Source organism: Paracandidimonas lactea, assembly GCF_021653995.1.
GTDB classification, from domain to species: Bacteria; Pseudomonadota; Gammaproteobacteria; order Burkholderiales; family Burkholderiaceae_B; genus Allopusillimonas; species Allopusillimonas lactea.
Genome location: NZ_JAJJOZ010000008.1, coordinates 153,657 through 177,324, shown reverse-complemented (window position 1 = coordinate 177,324; position 23,668 = coordinate 153,657). Strand labels below are relative to the sequence as shown.

At 62.0% G+C, this 23,668-nt stretch carries 17 protein-coding genes; 9 read left to right on the top strand and 8 right to left on the bottom strand.

Going from position 1 to position 23,668, the window contains the following annotated elements; translation table 11 throughout:
- Nucleotides 1-16 precede the first annotated feature (16 nt).
- Nucleotides 17-1,003 carry a diaminopimelate dehydrogenase gene (locus LOL23_RS15025; protein ID WP_237173814.1) on the bottom strand — a complete coding sequence of 329 codons (987 nt, stop codon included), beginning with the start codon at nt 1,001-1,003 and terminating at the stop codon, nt 17-19.
- A gap of 526 nt (nt 1,004-1,529) precedes the next feature.
- Here LOL23_RS15025 and LOL23_RS15020 point away from each other — a divergent pair.
- Together LOL23_RS15020 and LOL23_RS15015 are read left to right on the top strand one after the other, a co-directional pair.
- The gene (locus LOL23_RS15020; RefSeq protein WP_160975808.1) at nt 1,530-3,917 is read left to right on the top strand and encodes a TonB-dependent receptor; all 2,388 of its coding nucleotides are present in this window, start codon (nt 1,530-1,532) and stop codon (nt 3,915-3,917) included.
- Between the two features lie 95 nt (nt 3,918-4,012).
- The gene (locus LOL23_RS15015; protein WP_160975806.1) at nt 4,013-5,959 is read left to right on the top strand and encodes a PhoX family protein; all 1,947 of its coding nucleotides are present in this window, start codon (nt 4,013-4,015) and stop codon (nt 5,957-5,959) included.
- Between the two features lie 288 nt (nt 5,960-6,247).
- Here the strand turns inward: LOL23_RS15015 and LOL23_RS15010 are convergent, their stop codons facing one another.
- The gene (locus LOL23_RS15010) at nt 6,248-8,092 is read right to left on the bottom strand and encodes a phosphoenolpyruvate carboxykinase (GTP) (protein WP_160975804.1); all 1,845 of its coding nucleotides are present in this window, start codon (nt 8,090-8,092) and stop codon (nt 6,248-6,250) included.
- A 494-nt stretch (nt 8,093-8,586) separates the two neighbouring features.
- Between LOL23_RS15010 and speE the strand changes: the two genes are divergently transcribed.
- The gene (speE, locus tag LOL23_RS15005; protein ID WP_160975802.1) at nt 8,587-9,894 is read left to right on the top strand and encodes a polyamine aminopropyltransferase; all 1,308 of its coding nucleotides are present in this window, start codon (nt 8,587-8,589) and stop codon (nt 9,892-9,894) included.
- 45 nt (nt 9,895-9,939) lie between these two features.
- Here the strand turns inward: speE and LOL23_RS15000 are convergent, their stop codons facing one another.
- Nucleotides 9,940-11,394, bottom strand: coding sequence for a cryptochrome/photolyase family protein (locus LOL23_RS15000; protein ID WP_160976853.1), 1,455 nt, complete (start codon nt 11,392-11,394; stop codon nt 9,940-9,942).
- A 508-nt stretch (nt 11,395-11,902) separates the two neighbouring features.
- Between LOL23_RS15000 and LOL23_RS14995 the strand changes: the two genes are divergently transcribed.
- From LOL23_RS14995 to LOL23_RS14985, 3 genes are all read left to right on the top strand, one after another.
- A complete protein-coding gene (locus LOL23_RS14995; RefSeq protein WP_237173813.1) occupies nt 11,903-13,672 on the top strand; it encodes a VRR-NUC domain-containing protein in 1,770 nt (589 codons plus the stop codon).
- Nucleotides 13,669-16,110 carry an ATP-dependent DNA helicase gene (locus tag LOL23_RS14990; protein ID WP_237173812.1) on the top strand — a complete coding sequence of 814 codons (2,442 nt, stop codon included), beginning with the start codon at nt 13,669-13,671 and terminating at the stop codon, nt 16,108-16,110. Before LOL23_RS14995 ends, LOL23_RS14990 begins: the two co-directional genes overlap by 4 nt.
- A gap of 240 nt (nt 16,111-16,350) precedes the next feature.
- Entirely contained in the window at nt 16,351-16,611 is a 261-nt protein-coding gene (locus LOL23_RS14985) for a DUF2249 domain-containing protein (protein WP_160975796.1), read from the top strand.
- Between the two features lie 73 nt (nt 16,612-16,684).
- Here LOL23_RS14985 and LOL23_RS14980 read toward each other — a convergent pair whose 3' ends face one another.
- Nucleotides 16,685-17,110 carry a LysR substrate-binding domain-containing protein gene (locus LOL23_RS14980; RefSeq protein WP_202411559.1) on the bottom strand — a complete coding sequence of 142 codons (426 nt, stop codon included), beginning with the start codon at nt 17,108-17,110 and terminating at the stop codon, nt 16,685-16,687.
- 364 nt (nt 17,111-17,474) lie between these two features.
- Between LOL23_RS14980 and LOL23_RS14975 the strand changes: the two genes are divergently transcribed.
- The 3 genes from LOL23_RS14975 to LOL23_RS14965 all read left to right on the top strand — a co-directional run bounded on the left by LOL23_RS14975 (nt 17,475) and on the right by LOL23_RS14965 (nt 20,229).
- Nucleotides 17,475-19,175 (top strand): ribonucleoside triphosphate reductase, encoded by a 1,701-nt coding sequence (locus LOL23_RS14975; protein ID WP_160975794.1) that lies wholly within the window; start codon nt 17,475-17,477, stop codon nt 19,173-19,175.
- Between the two features lie 60 nt (nt 19,176-19,235).
- Nucleotides 19,236-19,436, top strand: coding sequence for an anaerobic ribonucleoside-triphosphate reductase (gene nrdD, locus LOL23_RS14970; RefSeq protein WP_160975792.1), 201 nt, complete (start codon nt 19,236-19,238; stop codon nt 19,434-19,436).
- Between the two features lie 73 nt (nt 19,437-19,509).
- Nucleotides 19,510-20,229 carry an anaerobic ribonucleoside-triphosphate reductase activating protein gene (locus LOL23_RS14965; RefSeq protein WP_160975790.1) on the top strand — a complete coding sequence of 240 codons (720 nt, stop codon included), beginning with the start codon at nt 19,510-19,512 and terminating at the stop codon, nt 20,227-20,229.
- A gap of 74 nt (nt 20,230-20,303) precedes the next feature.
- Here LOL23_RS14965 and ubiT read toward each other — a convergent pair whose 3' ends face one another.
- The 4 genes from ubiT to ubiU form a co-directional block, all read right to left on the bottom strand.
- The gene (gene ubiT / locus LOL23_RS14960) at nt 20,304-20,852 is read right to left on the bottom strand and encodes a ubiquinone anaerobic biosynthesis accessory factor UbiT (RefSeq protein WP_237173811.1); all 549 of its coding nucleotides are present in this window, start codon (nt 20,850-20,852) and stop codon (nt 20,304-20,306) included.
- Between the two features lie 18 nt (nt 20,853-20,870).
- Nucleotides 20,871-21,488, bottom strand: coding sequence for a PAQR family membrane homeostasis protein TrhA (trhA, locus tag LOL23_RS14955; RefSeq protein ID WP_160975786.1), 618 nt, complete (start codon nt 21,486-21,488; stop codon nt 20,871-20,873).
- A 42-nt stretch (nt 21,489-21,530) separates the two neighbouring features.
- Nucleotides 21,531-22,418: a ubiquinone anaerobic biosynthesis protein UbiV gene (gene ubiV, locus LOL23_RS14950; RefSeq protein ID WP_237173810.1), complete on the bottom strand. Its 888-nt coding sequence runs from the start codon at nt 22,416-22,418 to the stop codon at nt 21,531-21,533.
- Nucleotides 22,419-22,607: 189 nt separating this feature from the next.
- Nucleotides 22,608-23,651, bottom strand: coding sequence for a ubiquinone anaerobic biosynthesis protein UbiU (ubiU, locus tag LOL23_RS14945; RefSeq protein ID WP_160975782.1), 1,044 nt, complete (start codon nt 23,649-23,651; stop codon nt 22,608-22,610).
- Nucleotides 23,652-23,668 lie beyond the last annotated feature (17 nt).

The following is a 23,668-nucleotide window of genomic DNA, read 5'->3' as shown; positions in this document are numbered from 1 at the left end:
CCGTGCGAGGGCGTTGTTAAAGGATAGCCTGGCGCAGTGCGGCGGGGCTTTTCGGGGAAAGCAGGCCGGGCGCAACATCGAATACGGTGCGCGCGCCGGTCTGACCAGACTGGCGCAGCCGATAAGCGGCGCGGGCATAGGCAACCAGTACGCTTGCCGTAAAGCCCGGATTGCTTTGCAGCGCCAACGAGAACTCCATCACCTGGCCATCACCCTGCCCCGTTTTCCCGCTGCGAATCACAAAGCCACCATGCGGCATGGCACCGTGGTCGCGGCGCAGCGTCTCGTCGTCGATAAATGTCACTGTGGTGTCATAGTCGGCAAAATAATCAGGCATCGTGACAATCGCCTGGCGTACGGCGTGTGCATCCGCACCCTCTTCCAACACCACGTAGCAGTCTCGCGTATGCTTTTCGCGCGTTGACAGTTGAGGCTGCTCGCCAGCGCGCACGCGGTCGATGGCGCTCTGCACGGGCACCGTGTACTGCACCGCACCCCGCACGCCCGAGACGCGGCGCACGGCGTCGGAATGCCCTTGGCTCAGGCCCTTGCCCCAGAACGTATAAGTGGCGCCCTGCTGCAAAATGGCCTCACCCATCAGGCGATTGATCGAGAACAGGCCGGGATCCCAGCCCACCGAGATAATGGCAATGTTGTCGCCTGCCTGTGCTGCTTGGTCAACAGCATCGAAATACGCGGGGATGCGCGCATGGGTGTCGAAGCTATCTACCGTGGTAAACAGCGCCGCCAGTGCCGGCCCCTGCTCGGGCAAGTCGTTGCGCGAACCGCCGCACAGAATCAGCACGTCTATCCTGCCGCGCCAGTCGGCAACCTCGTCCAGCGGCCGTACCGGCACCGACACATCTAGCAGCTTGACTGTAGACGGATCACGGCGCGAAAACACCGCAGCCAGTGTCATGTCTTCTGATTGCGCGATGGCGGCTTCCACACCTCGGCCCAGGTTGCCGTAGCCGGCGATGCCGACGCGTATTTTTTCTTTCATGTGACTCGTATCTCTCGTAAAACGTAGCGCACTTTTGCACGCATTCAGAGGTTGGCCTGTCTACGCCACGTGGCGACGCACGCATGGCCCCACAATGAAAGCGGCGATCAAGATAGCCTGGTGCCGGCGGGCTCTAACCCGCGCCGGCCGCGTGGCAAAGGCCGATTGTAGCGCCATGTGCTACGCCTTCCCCTGAGGCTGCCCGCTCGACGTCCACCACCCACATCGGTGCACAACCCGCGCTCACGTTTATGAAGCAATACACGCGGGCACATGCGTCGGCGCGAGCCCATCTTCCTGCTGAAGCAGCGCCCACGGACGCGCCAGGCGCCAGTCTCTGTACACGCTCGGCATTGTCCTTTTCGCGTGGTTGCGGCTGCCGCCCCTCGGCACAAAAACTTGCTAAAACGTCCTTTAATATCAGATATTTCCATTATTTATCATTAACTTACATTCATCTCCAGCTTGAGGCCAATTTAACAAATGATTATCATTCGTGTTTGTTTAAACACACAGGAGAGGCCCCATGCACCCCCGCTGCTTCGTCGCGCACACCGTCCGCGCGCCACTTCCCCACTGCGCATCGCTGCGTCACGCCAGCCAACCACGCGGCAACAGCAGGCGGCGTCAGTTGCGCAAGCTGGCGCGTCTGCGGCATGCGGCTTTCTTCACTGCACTGGCCCTGCCGGCCACCGGCCATGGCCAACAAGCCGCCCCGCAGCAGCTTGCGCCAGTGCAAGTCCAGGGCTCCGCTTACAAGGCCGAACAGCCCCAGTCCCCCAAGTACCGCAAGCCGCTGCGCGACACACCGCAATCAATCACCATCGTGCCCGAAACCGTGCTGCGCGAACAGGGTGCGCAGCAGCTCAATCAGGTTCTCGCCAACGTGCCGGGCATTACGTTTTCATCCGGCGAAGGCGGGCTGGGCTGGGGCGACATGTTCACCTTGCGCGGTTTCCCCGCCGAACAAGGCATTACCATCGATGGCGTGCGCGATACCGCCCTGAACACGCGCGGCGACATCTTCAATCTGGAACAACTCGAGGTATTCAAAGGCACTGGGTCGGTGGAAGCGGGTGTGGGCGCACCGGGCGGCACGGTGAATCTCGTCACCAAATCCCCCCTCCCCCACACCATCCGTGAAGTCAACGGTGCCCTGGGCACCGATAAATACCGGCGCGCGACGCTCGACCTCAACGAGCCACTGGGCAAGCACGCCGCCATCCGCCTGAACGCCATGCGGCATCACAACGCCGTGGCCGGGCGCGGGCCGGTCGAGTTCGATCGCTGGGGTATTGCGCCCTCGCTGGCGCTGGGCCTGGGCGGGCCCACCACGCTGGTGCTGTCGCACTTTCACCAGCAAGACACCAATATTCCGGATTTCGGCCTGCCCATCAGCCGCAACAGCGGCAAGCGCATGCGCTGGGTTCGCCGCGACCACTGGGCTGGCCTCGAGGGCGTAGATACCGAGCAAACGCGCAAATCCTCCACCACGCTTCGGCTCGACCACCGTTTCAACGACGCACTTGCTGTACGTAACCAAACCCGATGGTCCGAGACGCGGCGCTTTACCCTCCAAAACACCGGTGGCCGCCCGCTCAATGCCTATGGCGCGGCCTCGACGGGGGTGCAGGATATTGCCGTAGGCTACAGCGATTACTGGGGCTATGATCGGCGCGGCGACGAAACCTACCCCACCGGCAGGTTGGCCACACAACGACTCAACAATTATGCCAATGCCTATCGCGGCCGCATCGTTGCCAATCAAACCGACTTCATGATCGATTTCGACGCTGCGGGCATGCATCATGCGGCGGTGGTTGGCGTCGAACACTACGAAGACAGCTATCTGCGTCTGCCCGACAACCGCCTGGTGCCTCCCTACGGCCAGCGCTGGGTGTACGACGTGGGCAACCCAGACATGCACTATAACGGTGGCTACGTACCCGCAGGCCTGGCCAACCGCAGCGGCGCGCGCATCCACAACTGGGCGGCGTACTTCCATGATCATGTCACCCTCACCCCCCAATGGGAGGTCGCGGGCGGCCTGCGCGCCGACCGCTTTAAGGCCAGCTGGTACGACAGAGCCGGCGAACGCCTGCCGTTCAGCCAACGTCACATATTATGGAGTGGGCGCCTGGCGCTGATCTACAAGCCAACTACCCATGCCAGCATCTACGTTTCGTACGCCCAGGCCACCCAGCCTTCTGCGGCAGAGGCCGCCACCAAGCGCGGCGAGCGCGCCGACCCCAACATCCCCCACTACTCGCCGGGCACATCCCACAACTGGGAGCTGGGTGGCAAGTGGGACGTCCTTGATCAGCGGCTGGCCCTCACGGGCGCAATCTTCCAGTCGGAACGCGCCAACCCCACCGACGTCAACCCGGTTCGGCCTGATGAGCGTGTCCAACTGGCCGCTACGCATCGTGTGCGGGGCATCGAGTTGGGCGCAGCCGGCAGCCTGACACCCGTATGGTCCGTCTTCAGCGGGCTGGCGCTAATGGATGGCGGCCGTGTTATCAAAGATGCGGAGCATCCTGTACAAGAAGGCGGGCGGCTGCAAAATGTACCGCGCATAACGTTCAACCTCTGGACATCGTACCGCCTCGCACCGCAATGGACGGTAAGTGCAGGTGGCCAGTACGTAGGCGAGCGCCGTTATGCCAGCGGCAATGAGGTAGCCCGAGGACGTTACAAAGGCCACTCAATCCACGCCTCGGCACCGGCCTACTGGATCGCTAATGCGGCGCTGCAGTATCAGCCCAGCAAGGCGGTCACGCTGCGCCTGAACATCAACAATGTGTTTGATCACTTCTACATCGAGCGCGTGTCGGCCAGCTATGATCGCTTCCAGCACTATGGTGTGCCCGGCGCAGGGCGCACCATAGTGCTAAGCACAGAGTTTCAGCTCTAGAAGGCCCGGCGCCACAGGCCCGCGCTTCATATACCTGCAACATTGGCGCACGATACTCTCAACTTTCCAGTATGCAAGGTATGTTGAGAGACGAGATGAAAAACCAAGCCCTCACCGACACCGAAGATATTGCCACCAATGTTTCCGATAATGAGCATTTCCAGGCGATCGTCCAGCGGGCCTGGAGCCGCCGGGGCTTTCTGAAGACCGGCGCCGGGATCTCGGCAGCCATGTTCCTCGCGGGCCCGCTGGCTGCCTGCGGCGCCCGGCGCGATGCGCGGGGAGCCGCGGGCAGCGCCGCCCTCCTCGGGTTCACAGCAGTGCCCACGTCAACGTCCGATAACGTGCTCGTGGCGCCCGGCTATACCGCCACACCCTTTGCCCCCTGGGGAACACCACTGTTCGAAGGCGATCCGGCTTGGAAAACAGACGGCAGCGACAGCGCCGAGGCGCAGGCACGCCAGGTGGGCGACAATCATGACGGCATCCACTACTTCCCGCTCGAAGGCCGCAGCGACGAAGGCCTGCTAGTTATGAACCACGAGTACACCACGGTGAACGACGACGGCACGTATGCCTGGCTCTTCGGCCGCGGTGCGACCATGCCCTGGACGGCGGAAAAAGTAGCCAAGGCCATGAATGCCCATGGCGTAAGCGTGATGCACGTCGTGCGCAAGCATGGAAAGTGGCAAATCAAGACCAACTCGCGCTATAACCGCCGCATCACCGCCTCCACCGACATGCGCCTGACCGGGCCCGCTGCGGGCGATGCGCTGCTGCGCACCAAGGCGGATCCGCGCGGCACACGCGTGCAGGGCACCTTCAATAATTGCGGCAATGGCTGGACGCCCTGGAATACCTATCTGGCCTGCGAAGAAAACTTCAATAACTATTTTGGCACCACATCGGATACAGACACGCGTACCGACGCGCAGAAACGCTATGGCCTGTCAAAAAAGGCATCTACGTTCCGCTGGGAGGCCTATGCGGAGCGCTTCGACCACCGCCGCGAGCCCAATGAATCGAACCGCTTTGGCTGGATCGTAGAGATCGACCCCTTCGACCCCGCCTCAATGCCGCGCAAGCGCACAGCACTGGGCCGCTTCAAGCATGAGAATGCCGCCTGTGCGCTCGCTGCAGACGGCCGCGTCGTCGTCTACATGGGAGACGATCAGCAAAACGAATACATCTACAAGTTCGTGTCCGAAAGCGCGTACCGCCCCGACGGCTACAACCCCGACCTCCTGGATGCGGGCAAACTGTATGTGGCGCGCTTCAATGATGGCGCCCCCCAAGGCGAATTCATGGGCCATGGCGAGTGGCTGCTGCTGGATAAGAACGAGAACCCGGTATTGGCGGCAGACAACCGCTTTGCCAGCCAGGCCGAGGTATTGATCCATACACGGTTGGCCGCGGACGCCGTGGGTGCAACCAAAATGGATCGGCCCGAGTGGGTGACCGTGCACCCACAAACCGGCGAGGTTTACGCCACCCTCACCAACAACAGCAAGCGTAAGGATATCGACCGCGTCAACCCACGCGTCAAGAACCTCTACGGGCACATCGTGCGTTGGCGCGAAGCAGGCAGCGACGCGGGCGCGACGGCTTTCGAGTGGGATTTATTCGCGCTGGCTGGCAACCCACTCAAGTACCCCGACCGCACCGATCTGAAGTCTGGCTCAGCCAACATCACCGCCGACAACATGTTCAATAGCCCCGACGGCCTGGCTTTCGACACAGCAGGTCGGCTGTGGATACAAACCGACGGCAAGTACAGCAACAGCGGCGAGTATGAAGGCCAGGGCAACAACCAGATGCTATGCGCCGACCCGGCCAGCAAAGAGATCCGGCGTTTTCTGGTGGGGCCCAAAGCCTGCGAGGTAACAGGTATCACGTTCACGCCAGACAGCCGCACAATGTTCGTCAATGTGCAACACCCCGGTGAAGACGGCAACAGCAATTGGCCCGATGGCGGCGACGCCATCCCCCGCTCCGCCACCCTGGTAATCACCAAAGACGACGGCGGCGTAATCGGCACCTGAGCCGCACGTAAGCGCACCAGTCGGTACGTGAGCCGTGCCGGCGCGCCACATCGCCAACGGCAAAGCTGGCATAAGCAGGTTTCACCAATGAAGAAGCCCCTCTTCGCGTCGATACAAAGAGGGGCTTTCCTGATTTGACTGGCGCTATGCGCTGCCTTCTCGAAATGGGGGCTATTGTTTCGCTGTGTGCGCGCTTCGTGGCGCGCACACGAACGCAGCAGCCCGACCGGTGCCAGGGCGGCTGCGCCGCTCCGTTTTGGCGCGCGCAGCGCGTAAACGCGCCCAGCGTTACAGGCGCCCCGCCCAATCCTTCTGGATGCGCGAAAGATCTTCGGGCAAGCGCCCCGCCAAGCGAACGAACAGTTCTTCATGCAAGGCAAGCTCGACCTGCCAGGCCGGTGCATCGGACGCCATCACTTGCGCGAAGCTGTCCTCATCGAAGCTGGCGCCCGCCCAATCGAGATCCTCGTAGCGCGGCGAAATGCCGAAGACGTTCTCCTGGCCATCGGCAGCGCCTTCGATGCGGCCTACCATCCATTTGAGCACCCGCATGTTGTCACCGAAGCCCGGCCAGACAAACTTGCCGTCCGGGCCTTTGCGGAACCAATTGACGCAATAAATACGCGGCAGGACTGCGCCTTGTGCAGCAAGGTTTTCACCCAGGCGCAGCCAGTGGCCGAAGTAATCGCCCATGTTGTAGCCGCAGAATGGCAGCATGGCGAAGGGATCTCGCCGCACGACACCCTGCTTGCCCGCTGCCGCAGCGGTGGTTTCGGAGCCCATGGTGGCAGCCATGTAGACGCCTTCAGCCCAGTTGCGTGCCTCGGTGACCAGCGGCACGGTGTCGGAGCGGCGGCCACCAAAGATGAACGCGTCGATGACAACGCCGGCCGGGTTTTCCCATTCGGGATCGATGGACGGACATTGCGAGGCAGGGGCCGTGAAGCGCGCGTTTGGATGCGCCGCCTTGCGGCCGGTTTCGCGGGCAATGTCCGGCGTCCAATCGCGCCCCTGCCAGTCGATGAGATGGGCTGGCGGCTCGTCGGTCATACCTTCCCACCAGACATCGCCATCATCAGTCAGTGCGACATTGGTGAAGATTACGTTGGCCCGCAGAGTGGCCATGGCATTGAAGTTCGTTTTCTCGCTGGTGCCTGGGGCTACACCAAAGTAGCCCGCTTCTGGGTTGATGGCATGCAGCCGGCCGTCGGGGCCTGGTTTGATCCACGCAATATCGTCACCGATCGTGGTGATCTTCCAGCCACCCAGACCGGCTGGCGGAATCAGCATGGCAAAGTTGGTCTTGCCGCAGGCCGACGGGAAGGCAGCCGCCACATGGTGCTTGCGGCCTTCGGGAGATTCGACGCCCAGGATGAGCATATGCTCGGCCAGCCAACCCTGGTCGCGCCCCATGGTGGAGGCGATGCGCAGCGCAAAACACTTTTTGCCCAGCAGCGCGTTGCCCCCGTAGCCAGAGCCGAAGCTCCAGATTTCACGCGTTTCGGGATAGTGGACTATATATTTGGTGTCGTTGCAGGGCCAGGGCACGTCTGCCTCGCCATGCGCCAGCGGCTTGCCCACTGAATGTACACAGGGCACGAATTCACCGTCTTCGCCCAGCAGGTCGTACACCGCGTTGCCCATGCGTGTCATGATGCGCATATTGACCACAACATACGGGCTGTCGGTGAGCTCGATGCCGATATGCGAAATGGGCGAACCCAACGGGCCCATCGAAAATGGCACCACATACATGGTGCGCCCGCGCATGCAGCCCTGGAATAACCCGTCGAGCGTCTGGCGCATTTCGTTGGGTGCGGCCCAGTTGTTGGTGGGGCCCGCGTCTTCTTTGCGCTCGGAGCAAATGAAGGTACGGTCTTCCACACGTGCGACATCGGAGGGCGAGGACCATGCGAGATAAGAGTTGGGCCGCTTGGCCGGATTCAGGCGCGTCAGGGTGCCTGATTTAACCATCTGGGCGCACAATGCGTCGTATTCTTCCTGAGAGCCGTCGCACCATACAATGCGGTCCGGCTCAGTCAGTTCGGCCACCCGGCTCACCCACTCTACCAAGCCTTTGTGCCGTACGTGCTCGGGCGCCGTCTGGCCCGTCAGATTGTCTTCGGATCGCATTTGCTGAATCTCCATGTCGTGATTGTCCGATATATACGAAAACGTTATTCTTGATCGCGTGGCATGAGCGGTAAAGCGGGCCTGGCAGCCGCCCTGCGTATACCATCCAGCCACGCGTGCAGGCGATCCATTAGCGCTAAAACACACCGAATAGCTGGAGCCACGCTGGTTAATCACTAATCATAGCCTTGTGCAATGCATCGCGCACGGCAACTGAAGTCGCGGGCGTCGGCAGCTTCTTGCGCTTGCCTATATACTCATACGTTTTTGCGATTGCGCGACAAATTTGACGCGTTTTGCAAAATTTTGTGGCATGCGCACGCTGGCGCGTGCCATCAACCTGCCACCGCGGGCCCTGGCGCCGGCGGCGGCATCGCCGCGGCTGGCGCTGTCCCGCCTGCCGTATATCCGCCACAGCCGGCATCGTGCCGGCGTATTGGGCTTTCCGTGTGCCTGACCTTGGCGCAGACGTCTTTTCACCAAGGAGCATTGACATGCAGGGCCTGCACCTGACCGCAGATCTTTACCATTGCGCATGCAATCCCGCGCTGCTCACCGACGCAGCGCCCCTGGCCGAGCTTTGCCGCCGGCTAACGCTAGATGCCGGCCTGACACTGGTCGCCGACAAATGGCATACCTTTCCCGATTTTCAGGGCGAGCCGGGCGGTGTAACCGGTATGCTGCTGCTGGCCGAATCCCACCTCGCCCTGCATACTTGGCCCGAGCGCGGCGGTGTAACACTCGATGTGTATGTATGCAACTTCATGGGTGACAACTCCGCCAAGGCCGAACAACTGCTTGAAACACTGCTGGCCGCGTTCAAGCCGGCCAGCCTGCAGCGCGGCCGCCTGATGCGCGGCGACGAAAACGGCCCGCACGAAACCATCCCAGAGGGTGCCTCTGCGCCGCAGGTACAGCCGCCCGGGATTGTGCTCGAACATACCAATGCCGATAGCGTATACGGCTTTCGCTTCAACCGCCGTGTGCTGTCGCGCCAGACGCCTTACCAGCACCTTGAGCTGCTGCAATCGCCCGAATTGGGCCTGACGCTCAAACTGGACGATCACTTCATGACGTCTGAAGCCGACGAGTTCTTCTATCACGAGGCGATGGTGCATCCGGCCGCCACGGCGCACCCCGATCCACGCAACGCCCTGATCATCGGCGGCGGTGACGGCGGTGCGCTCGAAGAGTTGCTCAAGCATGCGGGCATCGAATCCATCACCCTGGTTGAGCTCGACGGCGACGTTGTCGACGTGGCGCGCGAGCATTTGCGCGCCATCAATCACGGCGCGCTGGACGATCCGCGCGTCACCGTGCACATACAAGACGGCGCCCGCTATTTGGCCGATTGCGTCAATTCCGGTGCTGCATTCGACCTCATCCTGCTGGATCTCACCGACCCCGAAACGCCAGCCGGCCCGCTTTATACGCACGAATTCTTCGCCCTGTGCGAACGCGTGCTCGCACCCGGCGGCGCAATGGCACTGCATCTTGGCACCCCCTTCCACGAGCCCGAACAAGTGCGTGGCCTGGCTGCCAGCCTGGCGGGCGTATTCGACCAAGTACACGCTTACGGGCTGCATATCCCCCTGTACGGCACGTACTGGGCGCTGGCGGTGGTGTCCAACACGCTAAACCCGCGCGAGATACCGGCTGCCGTTATCGAACAGCGGCTGATCGACCGCGGCATTGGGGCACTGCAATACTACAACGCCGACATCCACGGCGCACTGTTCGCATTGCCTAACTATTACCGGGCGCTGCTTCCCGCACCGGCGCCAATCGCCGCCACAAACTAAGTGGCGTGAAGGCACGGCGCGGCCAGGCCGGTGAGTGGCAAATGTTCATTCGCCGGCCGTCACCTCCGGATCTGCCGCCAGCCACAGCGTGAAGCGCTTCAGTGTGCGCTGGCGCGCTTTCGCGTGATCAACCACCGGTTCGGGGTACGTCTTGCCCAAATACACGCCACACGCGGCAAGGTCGGCCGGCTTCATGGCTGCCGGAAAGTGGACGTGCTTGTCTGGTATACGGCTCAATTCCGGTAGATAGCGACGAATAAAGAGCCCTTGCGGGTCGAACTTCTGCGACTGTGTCACAGGGTTGAAAATGCGAAACCAGGGCTGCGCATCGCAGCCCGTGGAAGCCGCCCACTGCCAACCGCCGTTGTTGGCCGCAAGATCATAGTCGTTCAGATGCTCGGCGAAATGCCGCTCACCCCAGCGCCAGTCTATACCCAGGTCTTTGGTCAGGAAGCTCGCCACCACCATGCGCAAACGATTATGCATATAGCCCGTCTGGTGCAATTGACGCATCGCTGCATCAACCAGCGGATAGCCTGTACGCGCTTCGCACCATGCCCGCCAAAGATCGGGGGCGTCGTCCCACTGCACACGGTCGTATGCGGGCCTGAACGAGTGCGTGACCACATGCGGGTGATGCCACAGGATCATGAAGTAGAAATCGCGCCACGCCAGCTCCGACAACCAGGTCTGCGCGCCCTCGCAGCCTTGCGCGGCCCGCGCTGCCGCCAACGCCGCCAGTTGCCTGACAGAAATGGTGCCAAAGCGTAAATGTACCGAGAGGTAGGACACCCCCTTGCGGCCAGGATAGTCGCGTGCCGTTTTGTAAGCCGCCATGCGCGGAATGAAGTCCCGCAGCAGTTGCTGGGCTCCTTGCATGCCGGTGGGCAAAGGCAACATGTGCAGGTTAGTGGGTAAAAAACCCAGATCTGCCAGTTTCGGCAGAGACTCCCCTGCCGGCGGGGCAGCCAGATGCCGGGCATAGCGATCCACCGGATAGGGCTTAAGCTGAAAGGCATCCAGCTTTTGCAGCCATGCTCGCTTGTAAGGCGTGAACACACTGTAAGGCTGCCCCTGTTGGGTCAGCACTTCGTCGCGATCCAGAAGTACCTGATCTTTATAGTCGCTGAACGCGATGCCCTGCCCGTGCAGCGCCTGCGCCACAGAGCGGTCGCGTGCGATGGCCTCGGGTTCGTAGTCGCGATTGACCAACACCTCGCGCACGCCGAGACTACGCGCCAACGTCACGATGCACGCCTGCGCCGGGCCATGACGCACAATCAAGCCGCCACCAGGCGCACCGCTACGCGCGGCAAGTTGGCGCAGCCCATCGTCCAGCGCCAGCACGCTTGCATGGATGAACGCAACGCGCCGATCCGTGCGGCTGGGCAGCACATCCAGAATCCCGGTGTCGAACACGAATACGCAATACACCCGTTCGAAGCGGCGCAGCGCGTGATACAGCGCGGCATTGTCATCACAGCGCAGATCGCGCCGCATCCACACCAGGGCACTTGCGGGTTTCACGAATCGAGTTCCCTCGTCTTCATAGGGTAAGCAGGTGGCACTGAAATCCGTCTACCGGCGGCATAGCGTCAAATCCATGCGCCGCCACGAACGCAGTACGCAGCAGCGTTGGTAATGATACCAACAGCCCCAGCGCCGCTACTCACCCCACAGACTGTCATCCCGATAGACATTCGCACCCGCCCGTCCTGCATACAAAAAAAGGCTCGCAATGCGCAATGCATTGCGAGCCCAACAACCTGACCTCTGTGGTCAGGCAGCACTGGCCTGTTACGGAGACTGTTACGCTACCGTAAGGCGGCTGCGCAAATGGGTCAACCCGCATTCCTCACTAGACGTAACGGACTCGGCTACTTGCCCGGCATAGCGCTACAACTCCTTAACATTGCCACTAAGCCAGTAACAGTCCCGTATCAAAAACCATGGTGCGGGACGCGGCGCGCTGCTGTTAAACTGGATATAAAACCAGCATCAATCTCCCATGCCCGCGCATCCTGTATTGCCCAATCCGTGGTATTACCTCAATAACTTCCAGTTCATGCTCGACTGGGTCTCCGCACGCTATCAAGGCCTGCTTGCGCCAGAAGAACAATCCTTTATCGCTGGATTCGCAGCACTTCCCAAACCGTCGCGCGGCCTGCTCGTACGCATGGTCATGCGCAAGGGCGATCTATTCCGGGCCAGCAAACTGGCCTACGCTGAGGTCGGCGATACGCAAGCAGCAGCAGCCCCGCTGCTGGCCCATGGCTGGCTTGTGCAAGATCCCGCGCTAACGGCCGACGAACTATTCCGCCTTCTTACCCGCACCGAGCTGGTTGAACTGCTAGGCGGCGCCTACGATGCCCTAAGCATCGTAGGCGCCGCCAAAGCCAGCCAGTGCAAAGTTATACGCGAACATTGGCCCGATCCGGGCACGCTGGCGCAATGGCAGGCCCGCGGCTGCGCGCCGGCCGGCGATGAGCGGGCGGTAGCAGCCTGCCCTACATCCAATGCCGCGGCGCGCATCGGCGCCGGCGTACCGCCGCACATCACATCCGGAGCTTTTCCAGACACCATCTATCGCGTCACACTGCTGGCATTGTGCGATCGCCTGCGCCTGATGTTCTTCGGCAATCTGCGGCAAGACTGGAGCGAATTCGTGCTGGCCGATCTGGGCCTGTATCGCTACGAGCAGGTTGCTTTTCCCGACGCAGCACGCGCCTTTGCCACCCGCCAGGACATCGACGATTACCTGCTGTTGCAGGGCTGCCGTGATGCACTCGACACCGCCGCCGATGACGACGCATGGGCCGATGCCTGTGCACAGATACCGGCTCTACCGTACGCGAACGAATGGCTAGAAAGCCGCCGCGCGCGGCTACTGTTTGCGGCCGGCCAGCAAGGCGAGCGTCGGCGACGGTGGCGCGGGGCGCTCGCCTGCTACAAAGCCAGCACCGACCCGGCAGCGCGCGCGCGCCGCATACGCGTGCTGGAGCAATTGGGCGAGCACGCCGATGCGCTTGCACTGGCTGCCCAGGCATTGCAACAACCCGCTTCCGAGGCCGAAGCACAGGCTGTAGGCAGGATGCTGCCGCGCTTGAGGCGATCTTGCGGGCACGTCAGCGAAAAGGCTTTTCCGCGGGCGGTACCGCCACGCCTGGACCTGGCGCTCGATCTCGCCGGCACACGCGTCGAAGAAGCGGTGCGCGCGCACCTGCACTGCGGCAATGCCCCGGCCTTTTATGTGGAAAACACGCTGCTCAATTCGCTGTTCGGCCTATTGTGCTGGGACGCAATCTTCGCCAGCGTGCCGGGCGCGTTCTTCCACCCTTACCAGCACGGCCCGGCCGATTTGCTGCGCACAGGGTTTCGCGAACGCCGCGCGGCCCAGTTCGAAGCCTGTCTGGCACTGCTGGACAACGGCCGCCATATCCAGGCCGTGCGCGGCACCTACCAGGCCAAGCGTGGCCTGCAATCGCCCTTCGTTTATTGGGATGCGCTCGACGACACGCTGCTCGACCTGGCTCTGCAGTGCATTCCGGCCAGTCACCTGCGCGCGGTGTTTGATCGCCTGCTCGAGAACATCCGCGACAACCGTTCCGGCCTTCCCGACCTGATCCAGTTCTGGCCCGGCACGCGGCGTTATCGCCTGATTGAAGTCAAGGGCCCTGGCGACCGCATTCAGGACAACCAAGCCCGCTGGCTGGCCTATTGCCAGGCGCAGGGCATCGACATCTGCGTTTGCCATGTACAGGCGCAGGCCACCGCATGAGCTACACGGTATCCGTGCGTGCACTGTGCGAATTCACCGCACGCGCGGGAGACCTTGACCTGCGCTTCACCCCTTCGCCCACAGCACTCGAAGGCATAGAGGGCCATGCCATCGTACGCGCCCGTCGGCCAGCGGGCTACGAACAAGAAGTGTTCCTGTCCGAAACCCTGGAACTGGGCAGCGCTGGCCATACCTTGATCGTACGCGGGCGCGCCGACGGCTATGCGCCGCTGTTGAACAGGCTGGAAGAAATCAAGACCCACCGGGGCGATGCGGACGCCATCCCCGCCAACCACCGCGCTCTGCACTGGGCGCAGGCCCGCATCTATGGCCACCTGATGTGCCGCACACGCGGGTTTGCCAGCATCAATCTTGCGCTGGTGTATTACGAACTGGACGAGGGTACAGAAACCCTGCTTACAGAAAGCTGGGCCGCCGATGCCTTAGCAGAGTACACCCAGGGCCTGTACCAGGCCTTTGCACGATGGGCACTGCAGGAAAGCCAACACCGTGTACTACGCGACGAAACACTTGACGGTTTGAAGTTCCCCTTTTCACACATGCGACCGGGCCAACGCCAACTTGCCGAAGCCGTCTACAAAACCACGGTGCAGTCGCGGCGCCTGCTGGCCCAGGCACCCACTGGCGTCGGCAAAACACTAGGCACGCTGTTTCCCATGCTGAAAGCTGCGCCGCGCACAAGCCTGGACGCGGTCTACTTTCTTACCGCCAAGACATCGGGCCGCCAACTGGCGCTGGACAGCCTGGCCCAACTGCTGGGCACACGCGACGCCAATGAAACGCGACCTCCCGGCGTGCGTGTGCTCGAGCTCGCCGCGCGCGAAAAAACCTGCGAGCATCCCGGCAAGGCCTGCCACGGCGACGACTGCCCGCTGGCGCGCGGCTTCTACGACCGCCTTCCAGCGGCGCGCGATGAAGCCGTGGTGCACGGCTGGCTTGATCGCCCTGCCCTGCGTCGCATTGCGCTGGCGCACGGCATCTGCCCCTATTGGCTCAGCCATGATTTGGCGCAATGGGCAGACGTCGTGGTGGGCGATTACAACTACTATTTCGACACCAGCGCCCTGTTGCGCGGGTTGGCCTTGCAGCGGCAATGGCGCGTGGGCCTGTTGGTGGACGAGGCCCATAACCTGGTCGACCGCGCCTGCGCCATGTACAGCGCAAGCCTGCGTCTGCCCACTTTGCGCGCCGCCCGCGCGGGTGCCACACCGGCCTTGCGGCGCACGCTTGACGCCGTGCTGCGCGCCTGGCGCGACGCGTTTGGCGGCCAAGAGCAGGGCTGGCAGGCTTACGACACGCTGCCCGCCAAGCTGCTCACTACACTGCAGGCGGCCAGTGCTACGCTGGGTGAGCACCTGAGCAACCCTGCCCCGCCGGGCAGCCTGTTCACGCACCACGACACCGGCGCCGAGCTGCAGCAGTTGCACTTCGATCTGGTCCATTTTCTGCGCCTGGCTGACACCTTCGGCGCGCATTCCGTGCTGGATCTCACCATCGATGTTGCGATGGCTGGCATCGACGGCGCATACACCAAGCGCACGCCCGCCATATCTGGCGCGCCAATGCGCTCATCCAGGCTGCCGAACGCCCCCGCCGACGCCGCGCGCGAGCCGACTCGCGCCGGTGCGCACAGGCCATCTTGCAATGAAACGCTGACGCTGCGCAATATGGTGCCAGCGCCCTATCTGGCGCCCAGCTTCCAAGCCTGCTATGCAGCGGTGCTGTTTTCCGCCACGTTGGCGCCCTGGGATTTCTACCGTGACGTGCTCGGGCTGCCCGACGACACGGCCTGGCAGGATGCCGACTCCCCTTTCCAGCCGCATCAACTGCAGGTGCGCATCGCGCACAACATATCCACCCGCTACAACGACCGCGCCCGTTCCGTGGCTCCCATCACGCGCCTGATCGCGGAACAATTTATCAACCGGCCCGGCAATTACCTGAGCTATTTCAGCAGCTTCGACTACCTGGACCAAGTGGCCGCCTACTTTGCGCGCGCCTACCCAGACATCCCCTTCTGGCTGCAAGCGAGAGGCATGGATGAGGCGGCACGCAGCGCCTTTCTGCAGCGCTTCGCGCACGACGGCCAGGGCATAGGCTTCGCGGTGCTGGGCGGGGCCTTCTCCGAGGGCGTGGACCTGCCTGGCAGCCGCCTCATCGGCGCCTTCATCTCCACCCTGGGCCTGCCACAGTTCAACGCAATCAACTCTCGGCGCCAGCAATGCATGCAGGCCCTGTTTGGCGAAGGCCGCGCCTACGACTACACCTATCTTTATCCTGGCCTGCGCAAAGTCGTGCAGGCCGCAGGACGTGTAATCCGCTCCACCACCGACCAAGGCGTCGTGCACCTGATCGACGACCGCTACGGCCAACCCCACATCCAGGCCCTGCTGCCCGGCTGGTGGGCCATCCGCTGACGCGCCACCGCGCCATGCCGCGGCCTGGCCCCCCCCGTGCTCTGCCGCCTCCTGCTCCTGCACCGGCCTGCTCCTGCACCAGCCTGCTCCCGCGCCGGGCGGTCTCTGCGCCTCTTGTTACCATCGACACCACCCGGCCTTTTCCACACGCACGATATGGTTCCCCACGGCTGACGCGGCGCGCTTGTCTACAATTATTTCCGACCGTTCCACTCGGGATTTTGTTCACAAGGAGCTCCCATGTCCGCAACCGGCCTGCCCATCTTCTCTGAAGCCGTCTACCCCTTCGATGCGCGCGGCGTTGCCAAACGCTTTCGCCACGCTGCCATCTTCGGCGCACTGTCCGCCCTTCAGCCAGGCGAAACCATGCGCTTTTGCAACGACCACGACCCGCTCCCGCTACTGCAACAATTACAGGGCCACTTTGGCGATGCCATTCGCATCGAATACCTTTCGCGCAACCCTGGCGAGATCGTCATCGACTTCCATATCGTCGAGTAAACCGGGCCCCACGCCCGGCCGGAGCATCACGCACGGCGGGCGCGGGAGGTCGGACGGCAGCGTGGCCTCAACGCTAAGCACGCACCGCGCCCTGTCCGATGTCCACGCGCTCGGCCAGAAAATCCAGAAAAGCCCTCACGCGCAGCGGCAGGTAGCCGCCCTGGCCGACATAGACAGCGTGGACTTCCTCGACATCGCCTGGATTGCAGTCTTCCAGCACAGGCAGCAGGCGGCCAGCAGCAATGTCATCACGCACCTGGAACGCTGCCAAACGTGCCCGCCCAAGTCCTGCCAAGGCCAACCGGCGCAATGCCTCGCCGTCGCTGGCCTGGGCGTTTCCTGTGACGGGAAACATCAAGTTTTCGTCTCCTTGCCGCAATGGCCAGCCGGGTTGCGCGCGCACATAGTTTTCCCCCAGTCGGTTGTGCGCCAAGAGTTCCTTCGGTGTGGTCGGCGTGCCGTAGCGGGCCAGGTAGCCCGGTGCTGCGACGATCATCATGCAGATAGTCTATTCCGCATTGATCTTTGAATTCATGATTTTTTAATTGGTGGTTTTTAAATTCACCAAAGGAAAGGATCCATCACATCACTTTCCAGGGCTTGTGCTTCAGCCATGCTGACCGTGGCGGTCACGGCGGGTGCAGCCTTCGCAGTACCGGCGATGGCGGCTACGCCAGCCTGGGTCGCCACCTGGCAGGCCAGCCCTCAGCCCTTCACCGCCTACCCGAACAAGCTCTGTGCAGCCCGGATTTAATCTGCATCAATCAATCCCTACTTCCTCGGTCAGCTGCATTGACCAATCAATATATTGTGTCTAATCTCTCTTCAACCACAATATGTAGTAGAAAGGAGTTTCGACAGCCATGGCCCACGTAGACGTTCAAACCTCTGTTGATGAATACCTTGATCGCATCGACTGGCGCGTCAATGCCAATGCCAACCAAGGTTATTCGCTTGGCGGGCTTATCCTCAATGTATCGGGCAAGGTCATCGCCAACTACTGGCTCAACAGCGTCTATCCGCAAGCCGTCGGCCGCGCGCACCGCGACGCAGACTTACACATCCACGATCTCGATATGCTGTCGGGTTATTGTGCGGGCTGGTCTCTGCGCACGCTGCTCAACGAAGGCCTGAACGGTGTGCCGGGCAAGGTTGAGTCCGTGCCGCCGCGCCATATGTCCAGCGCCGTTGGCCAGATCGTCAACTTCCTGGGTACTTTGCAGAACGAGTGGGCCGGCGCACAAGCCTTCAGTTCATTCGACACCTATATGGCGCCCTTCATCCGCAAGGATGGGCTCAACTACAGCCAGGTGCGCCAATACATGCAAGAGCTCATTTACAACCTCAACGTGCCGTCCCGCTGGGGCACGCAAACCCCATTCACCAATCTCACTTTCGACTGGGCCTGCCCCGAAGACCTGCGCGAGCAAGTGCCGCTGATCGGCGGCGAGGAAATGCCTTTCACCTACGGCGAACTGCAGGAAGAGATGGACATGATCAATCGCGCCTACATCGATGTGATGATGGCCGGCGACGCCAAGGGCCGCGTGTTCACCTTCCCCATTCCCACCTACAACATCACCGAAGACTTCGACTGGCACAGCCCCAATGCCGAGCGTCTGTTTGAAATGACGGCCCGCTACGGCCTGCCTTACTTCCAGAACTTCATCAATTCGGAGCTCAAGCCAAATATGATCCGCTCGATGTGCTGCCGGCTCCAGCTCGACCTGCGCGAACTGCTCAAGCGCGGCAACGGCTTGTTCGGATCGGCGGAGCAAACCGGCTCGCTGGGTGTCGTCACCGTCAATTGCGCTCGGCTGGGTTATCTGTACGCCGGCAACGAGGTGGGCCTACTCGCTCGGCTGGATGAATTGCTGGCACTGGGGCGCGACAGCCTCGAAATCAAGCGCGATGTCATCCAGCGCCTGATGGACGACGGCTTGTTCCCCTATACCCGACGCTACCTGGGCACCTTGCGAAATCACTTCTCCACGCTGGGCGTGAACGGCATCAACGAAATGGTCCGCAACTTTACGCGCGACGAACACGACATCACAACCGAATGGGGGCACGACTTCGCCGTACGGCTGCTCGACCACGTACGGGCGCGTATGGTGCAGTTCCAGGAAGAAACCGGCCACATGTACAACCTGGAGGCCACGCCGGCCGAAGGCACCACTTACCGTTTCGCCAAGGAAGACCGTCGCCGCTACCCCGGCATCCTTCAGGCCGGAACGGCACAGATGCCTTACTACACCAACTCGTCGCAACTGCCCGTAGGCTTTACCGACGATCCGTTCGAAGCGCTCGAGCGTCAGGATGAACTGCAACGCAAATACACCGGCGGCACGGTGCTGCACCTATACATGACCGAGCCGCTGTCCAGCGCGGACGCCTGCCGCACGCTGGTCAAGCGGGCACTCAGCCGCTTCCGCCTGCCTTACATCACCGTCACGCCCACTTTCTCCATCTGCCCCGTCCACGGCTATATCGGCGGCAGCCATGCCTTCTGCCCCAAGTGCGACGAGGAGATCCTCGCCCGCAAGCAGCGCGAAGCTGCCTGAGGCCGCTTTTTTTTTGACCACTGTGCGCCATGCAGCGCCACTACTGAAAGGAGTTCACCCATGTCCACGCTAAATACCACGACGCCCCTCACCCTCTCCGACGACGAACGTCAGCCGTGCGAGATCTGGACCCGCGTCATGGGCTATCACCGCCCCATGTCTTCGTTCAACATCGGCAAGAAAGGCGAATTCCATGAGCGCCGCTACTTCCGTGAAGCGGCTGCGGGCGTCGCCGCCACGCCTGCGCGCCGAGCCGCGTAAAAGCATCTGCCCGCGCAGCAGCAGCCCAGCCCGCGCGGCGACACTATTTGACACCCATCCACTTCAGCTTCAAATGCCTATACATGCTGCCGCGCAACGCCCACTTAAGGTGGGCGGTATCACGCCCTTCACCGCCACTGATTTCCCTGGCAAGCTATCGACCGTGATCTTCGTACAAGGCTGCCCCTGGCGTTGCGGCTACTGCCACAACCCACACCTGCAGCCGCGCACAGCCGACAGCCCAGTTGCATGGGAGGGCGTGCTGGCGCTGCTGCGCAGGCGCGTCGGCCTGGTGGACGCGGTTGTCTTCAGCGGCGGCGAGCCCACCATGGATCCGGGGCTCGAAGCCGCCATCCGTGAAGTGCGCGAACTGGGATTCTGTATCGGCCTGCACAGCGGCGGCACGCATCCGACCCGGTTGCGCAAGGTGCTACCGCTGCTGGACTGGATCGGCCTGGACATCAAGATAGACTTCGACAGCTACGAGAACGTTACTCGCGTTCGCAACAGCGGTACGTCGGCACTGGAAAGCCTGCGCGCTGTGCTGGACAGCGGCGTTGCGCATGAATGCCGCACCACAGCCCACCCCACACTGCATACTGAGGCTGGCCTCGAAGCCTTGGCCCGTCAGCTCGCCAGCATGCGTGTCACCCATTACGCCCTACAGGTATTCCGTCCCACGGGCTGCAACGACAACGCCCTCAACCAGAGTATGCGCGCAGGCTTTCCCAGCCAAACGCTGGTCGAGACCCTCACCGATCTGTTCTCGCAATTCACCCTCCGCACATCCTGAAGCCGCGTCAGCCCGTCGCGCAGGCCGGCGCCCTAAGTTATGTAACGAACGCATCTTCGCCACCGCGCAGGGCATCAGGTGCCTTCCTGGCCGCCGCCCGGCGCCGGATAACGGCGAAACAGCTTGCCCGCCAGCTGCGCGGGCTGCAGGCTCTCGGGCAAAAAACGCGCAGGGCTTAGCCGCCCCGGCAAGGCCGGCAACACATTGGCCGGCGCAAATACTGAAAGGTCGATGGCATCCAGCGTATTCTTGACCAGCAAGCCCAGCTCGGTATCGCCTTCCATCGTCAGCCTGCGGCTGAAGAAGAGTGTGTCGGGATCTTCCTTGCGCTGCATCATCAATAAAAAATCATGCGTGTTCGCGGCGATCGTCAAGGCAATCTCGCCTCCCGGCCGCCGCGCGACAAAACGCCCGCCGCGCCACATGAAATCAACGCCTACGCCCGCATCGCGGGCCAGTATGCGCAGCTTGCGGCCCTCCAGCATGGCCAGCGTGTCTTCGGGCAGATGCCTGGCCAGCGCCACGTTCAGGCCCGTCACAAAAAGCAGCGACGCCGGATAAGCCGGCAAGCGGGAAAGCACCCGGCCAACCGGGGCGGGGACCAATCGTTCACTCGCGCGCATGGAATACCTTGCAGAAAATCAGGCCACGAATGACAGCACAGTAAAGTAATGCACCGTGCTGCCACCCAGAACAAAAAGATGCCACACGCCATGGCCATATCGCCATTTTTCGTCGGTGGCGTAAAAAATGATACCCACGGTATAAACCAGCCCGCCCGCGGCCAGCCACATAAAACCGTCCCATGTCAGAGCGTCAATCAGGGGCACCGCAGCGATCACGGCAAGCCAACCCATCACCACGTACAGAAACAGCGAGAACAGCCGCATACCGCGCGCCAGCCAGATCTCCTGCACAATACCTAGAATCGCCAACCCCCACACCGTGCCTAACAGTGACCAGCCCCATGGGCCGCGCAGGCTCACCAAGGCAAAAGGGGTATAGCTGCCGGCGATCAACAGGTAGATCGCGCAATGATCGAACTTGCACCAGATTTGCTTGGCCCGCCCCCGCAGGCTGTGGTAGAGCGTAGAAGCCAAATACAACCACAGCAGCATGGCGCCGTAAATGCTGAAGCCGACTACCTTCCATGGGTCGCCCGCGAGCGCGCCCTGTACGATCAGCAGCGTGCCGCCCGCCAGCGCAAGTGCCGCGCCAGCCAGATGGCTAATGCTGTTGAAACGTTCGCCATAATACATATGCCCGCTCTCCTTAGCCTTGGTTCGCGCGTCTGCGCGGTGTCAGGCAACCCGGTACTCGAGCCCGGGCTTGCCATGCCAGTACCCGTTACAGGGCCCGGCCGGCATCAGCGGCAGTAATGCGTCAAAGGCCGCCGGCAGCCCGAGTTCGCCCTGTATGGCCCGGCTGAACAACCCAGCGATCTCGGCGGTATGCACAGCCTGCGGGCTGATGCGCAGCACGTCCACCCCTAAATCGCGCATGGCGCCAACCTCTTTAATCAGAGTATAGACAAGCGCCGACTGCGTTTGAATGCCGTTGAGCACCAGAAATGGCTGGCCCTCGCGCGTATTGAGCAGCAAACCATCAGGGTGATCCATGCACACGTATTGGCAGTTGTCCTTGGGGATATTGCGATTGCGCGCAGTAAAGCAACGCGCCGAAAAAGCAAGCGGCATGCGGCCATAGGCGAATACTTCCGTCTGCATCCCCTCGGGCCGCTCGCGCTGCATCTCGGCCAGCCCCTCGCGGTCCATTTCAAGCGGCATGACCCAGCGCACCGCCCCCTGCTCGTGCAAAATATCCAGCACCGGCTTGTTGTATACGTTCAGGAAAGGCCCACCCACGAACGGGCGGCCTGCCACCCGGTGCACAGCACCCATGTCGTTGGCTTCGACCAAAAAATCGCCGTTGTCGGTGATCTTGCGCATCACGGCAAGGTCCTGCCCGGACTCCAGCAACACCTGCGTGGACAGCACAACTTCCTTGCCTGCCTGCGCCAGCATCCGCGCCACTTCCAGCCAATCAGGCAGGCGCAGCTCATGCCGTCGTGAGCATACCGTTTCGCCCAGATAGACAATATCGACAGGCGCTTCCGTCATGGCCTCATAGAACTGCAGCGTGGTCACACGCGACCAATAGTACTGAACCGGACCCAATGCAATTTTCATATTCGCTTCAAACCGTACTTCAAACCCGATACATAAATACCCGGCAGGTGGCCGCAATTCGTCAACACTGCGCACGCCGCGGCGTGCGCCGACCGCCTTCGCAGCGCGTCAATTGCCACGCCGGGCTTGAAACCTGCGGGCGCCCCCGCGCGAAGCGAAGGCACACTGGCTGCCCCCCCGTTAGGGCGATCACTTCCAGGGGCGGTGGTAAGCACCCAAGGTGTGCTGCTGGCCCTCGGCCACTTTGTCCAGCGCCGACATCCAAGCCGGCCGCACCGAATAGCGCGGCAGGTTAGCCAGACACTGGTCGATGGCCTCTCGCCACACGCGCGTTACCTGTGCCACATAGGCGGGACTGCGCTGGCGGCCTTCGATCTTGATGGCGCGCACACCCAACTGCGCCAGTTTGGGCAGCAACTCCAGTGTATTCAGGCTGGTGGGCTCTTCGATTGCGTAATAGCTTTCGCCGGACACCTCGAAACGCCCTTTGCACAGCGTGGGATAGCCGGCGCTCTCGCCATCTTCGTAGCGGTCGATCAGCACGCCGTTCAGACGCGACTCCAAACCCTTCTCGGTCTGTTCCCAGCGAACCGCCTTGGCAGGTGAGCATACGCCGCGGTTGTTGGGTGAATCGCCCGTGGCGTAGGAAGAAAGCGCGCAGCGCCCTTCTACCATGACGCACAAGCTGCCAAAGCCGAACACCTCGATTTCGACCGTCGTGTTTTCTGTCAACTGCTCCACCTGAGCAATCGACAGCACACGCGGCAAGACCGCCCGCGAAATACCGAACTGCGCCTGATAGAAATTGATGGCTTCGTAGTTGGTGGCCGAACCCTGCACAGACAAGTGCAGGCGCAGATCGGGATAGTTGTCCCGCGCATAACCCATCAGGCCAGGGTCTGCCACAATCATCGCATCCACGCCCGAAGCGGCGGCCTTGTCGACCGCTTCACGCCATTGGCGCCACGCTGATGGCTGCGGATAGGTGTTGAGCGCAAGCAGCACCTTGCGGCCGCGCTCATGCGCGTATCGTATGCCTTCGTTGATCGCCTTTTCGTCGAAGTTCAGGCCCGCGAAATTGCGCGCATTGGTGGCGTCGCGAAACCCCAGGTAAACACAGTCGGCGCCATTGTCCACCGCCGCCCGCAAGGCCGGCAGACTGCCCGCCGGGCATACAAGCTCGATACGCGCCTCCGTCGGCGCGCCGGCGGACCGAAATGCCACATCATTCATGCTACAACCTCATCAAA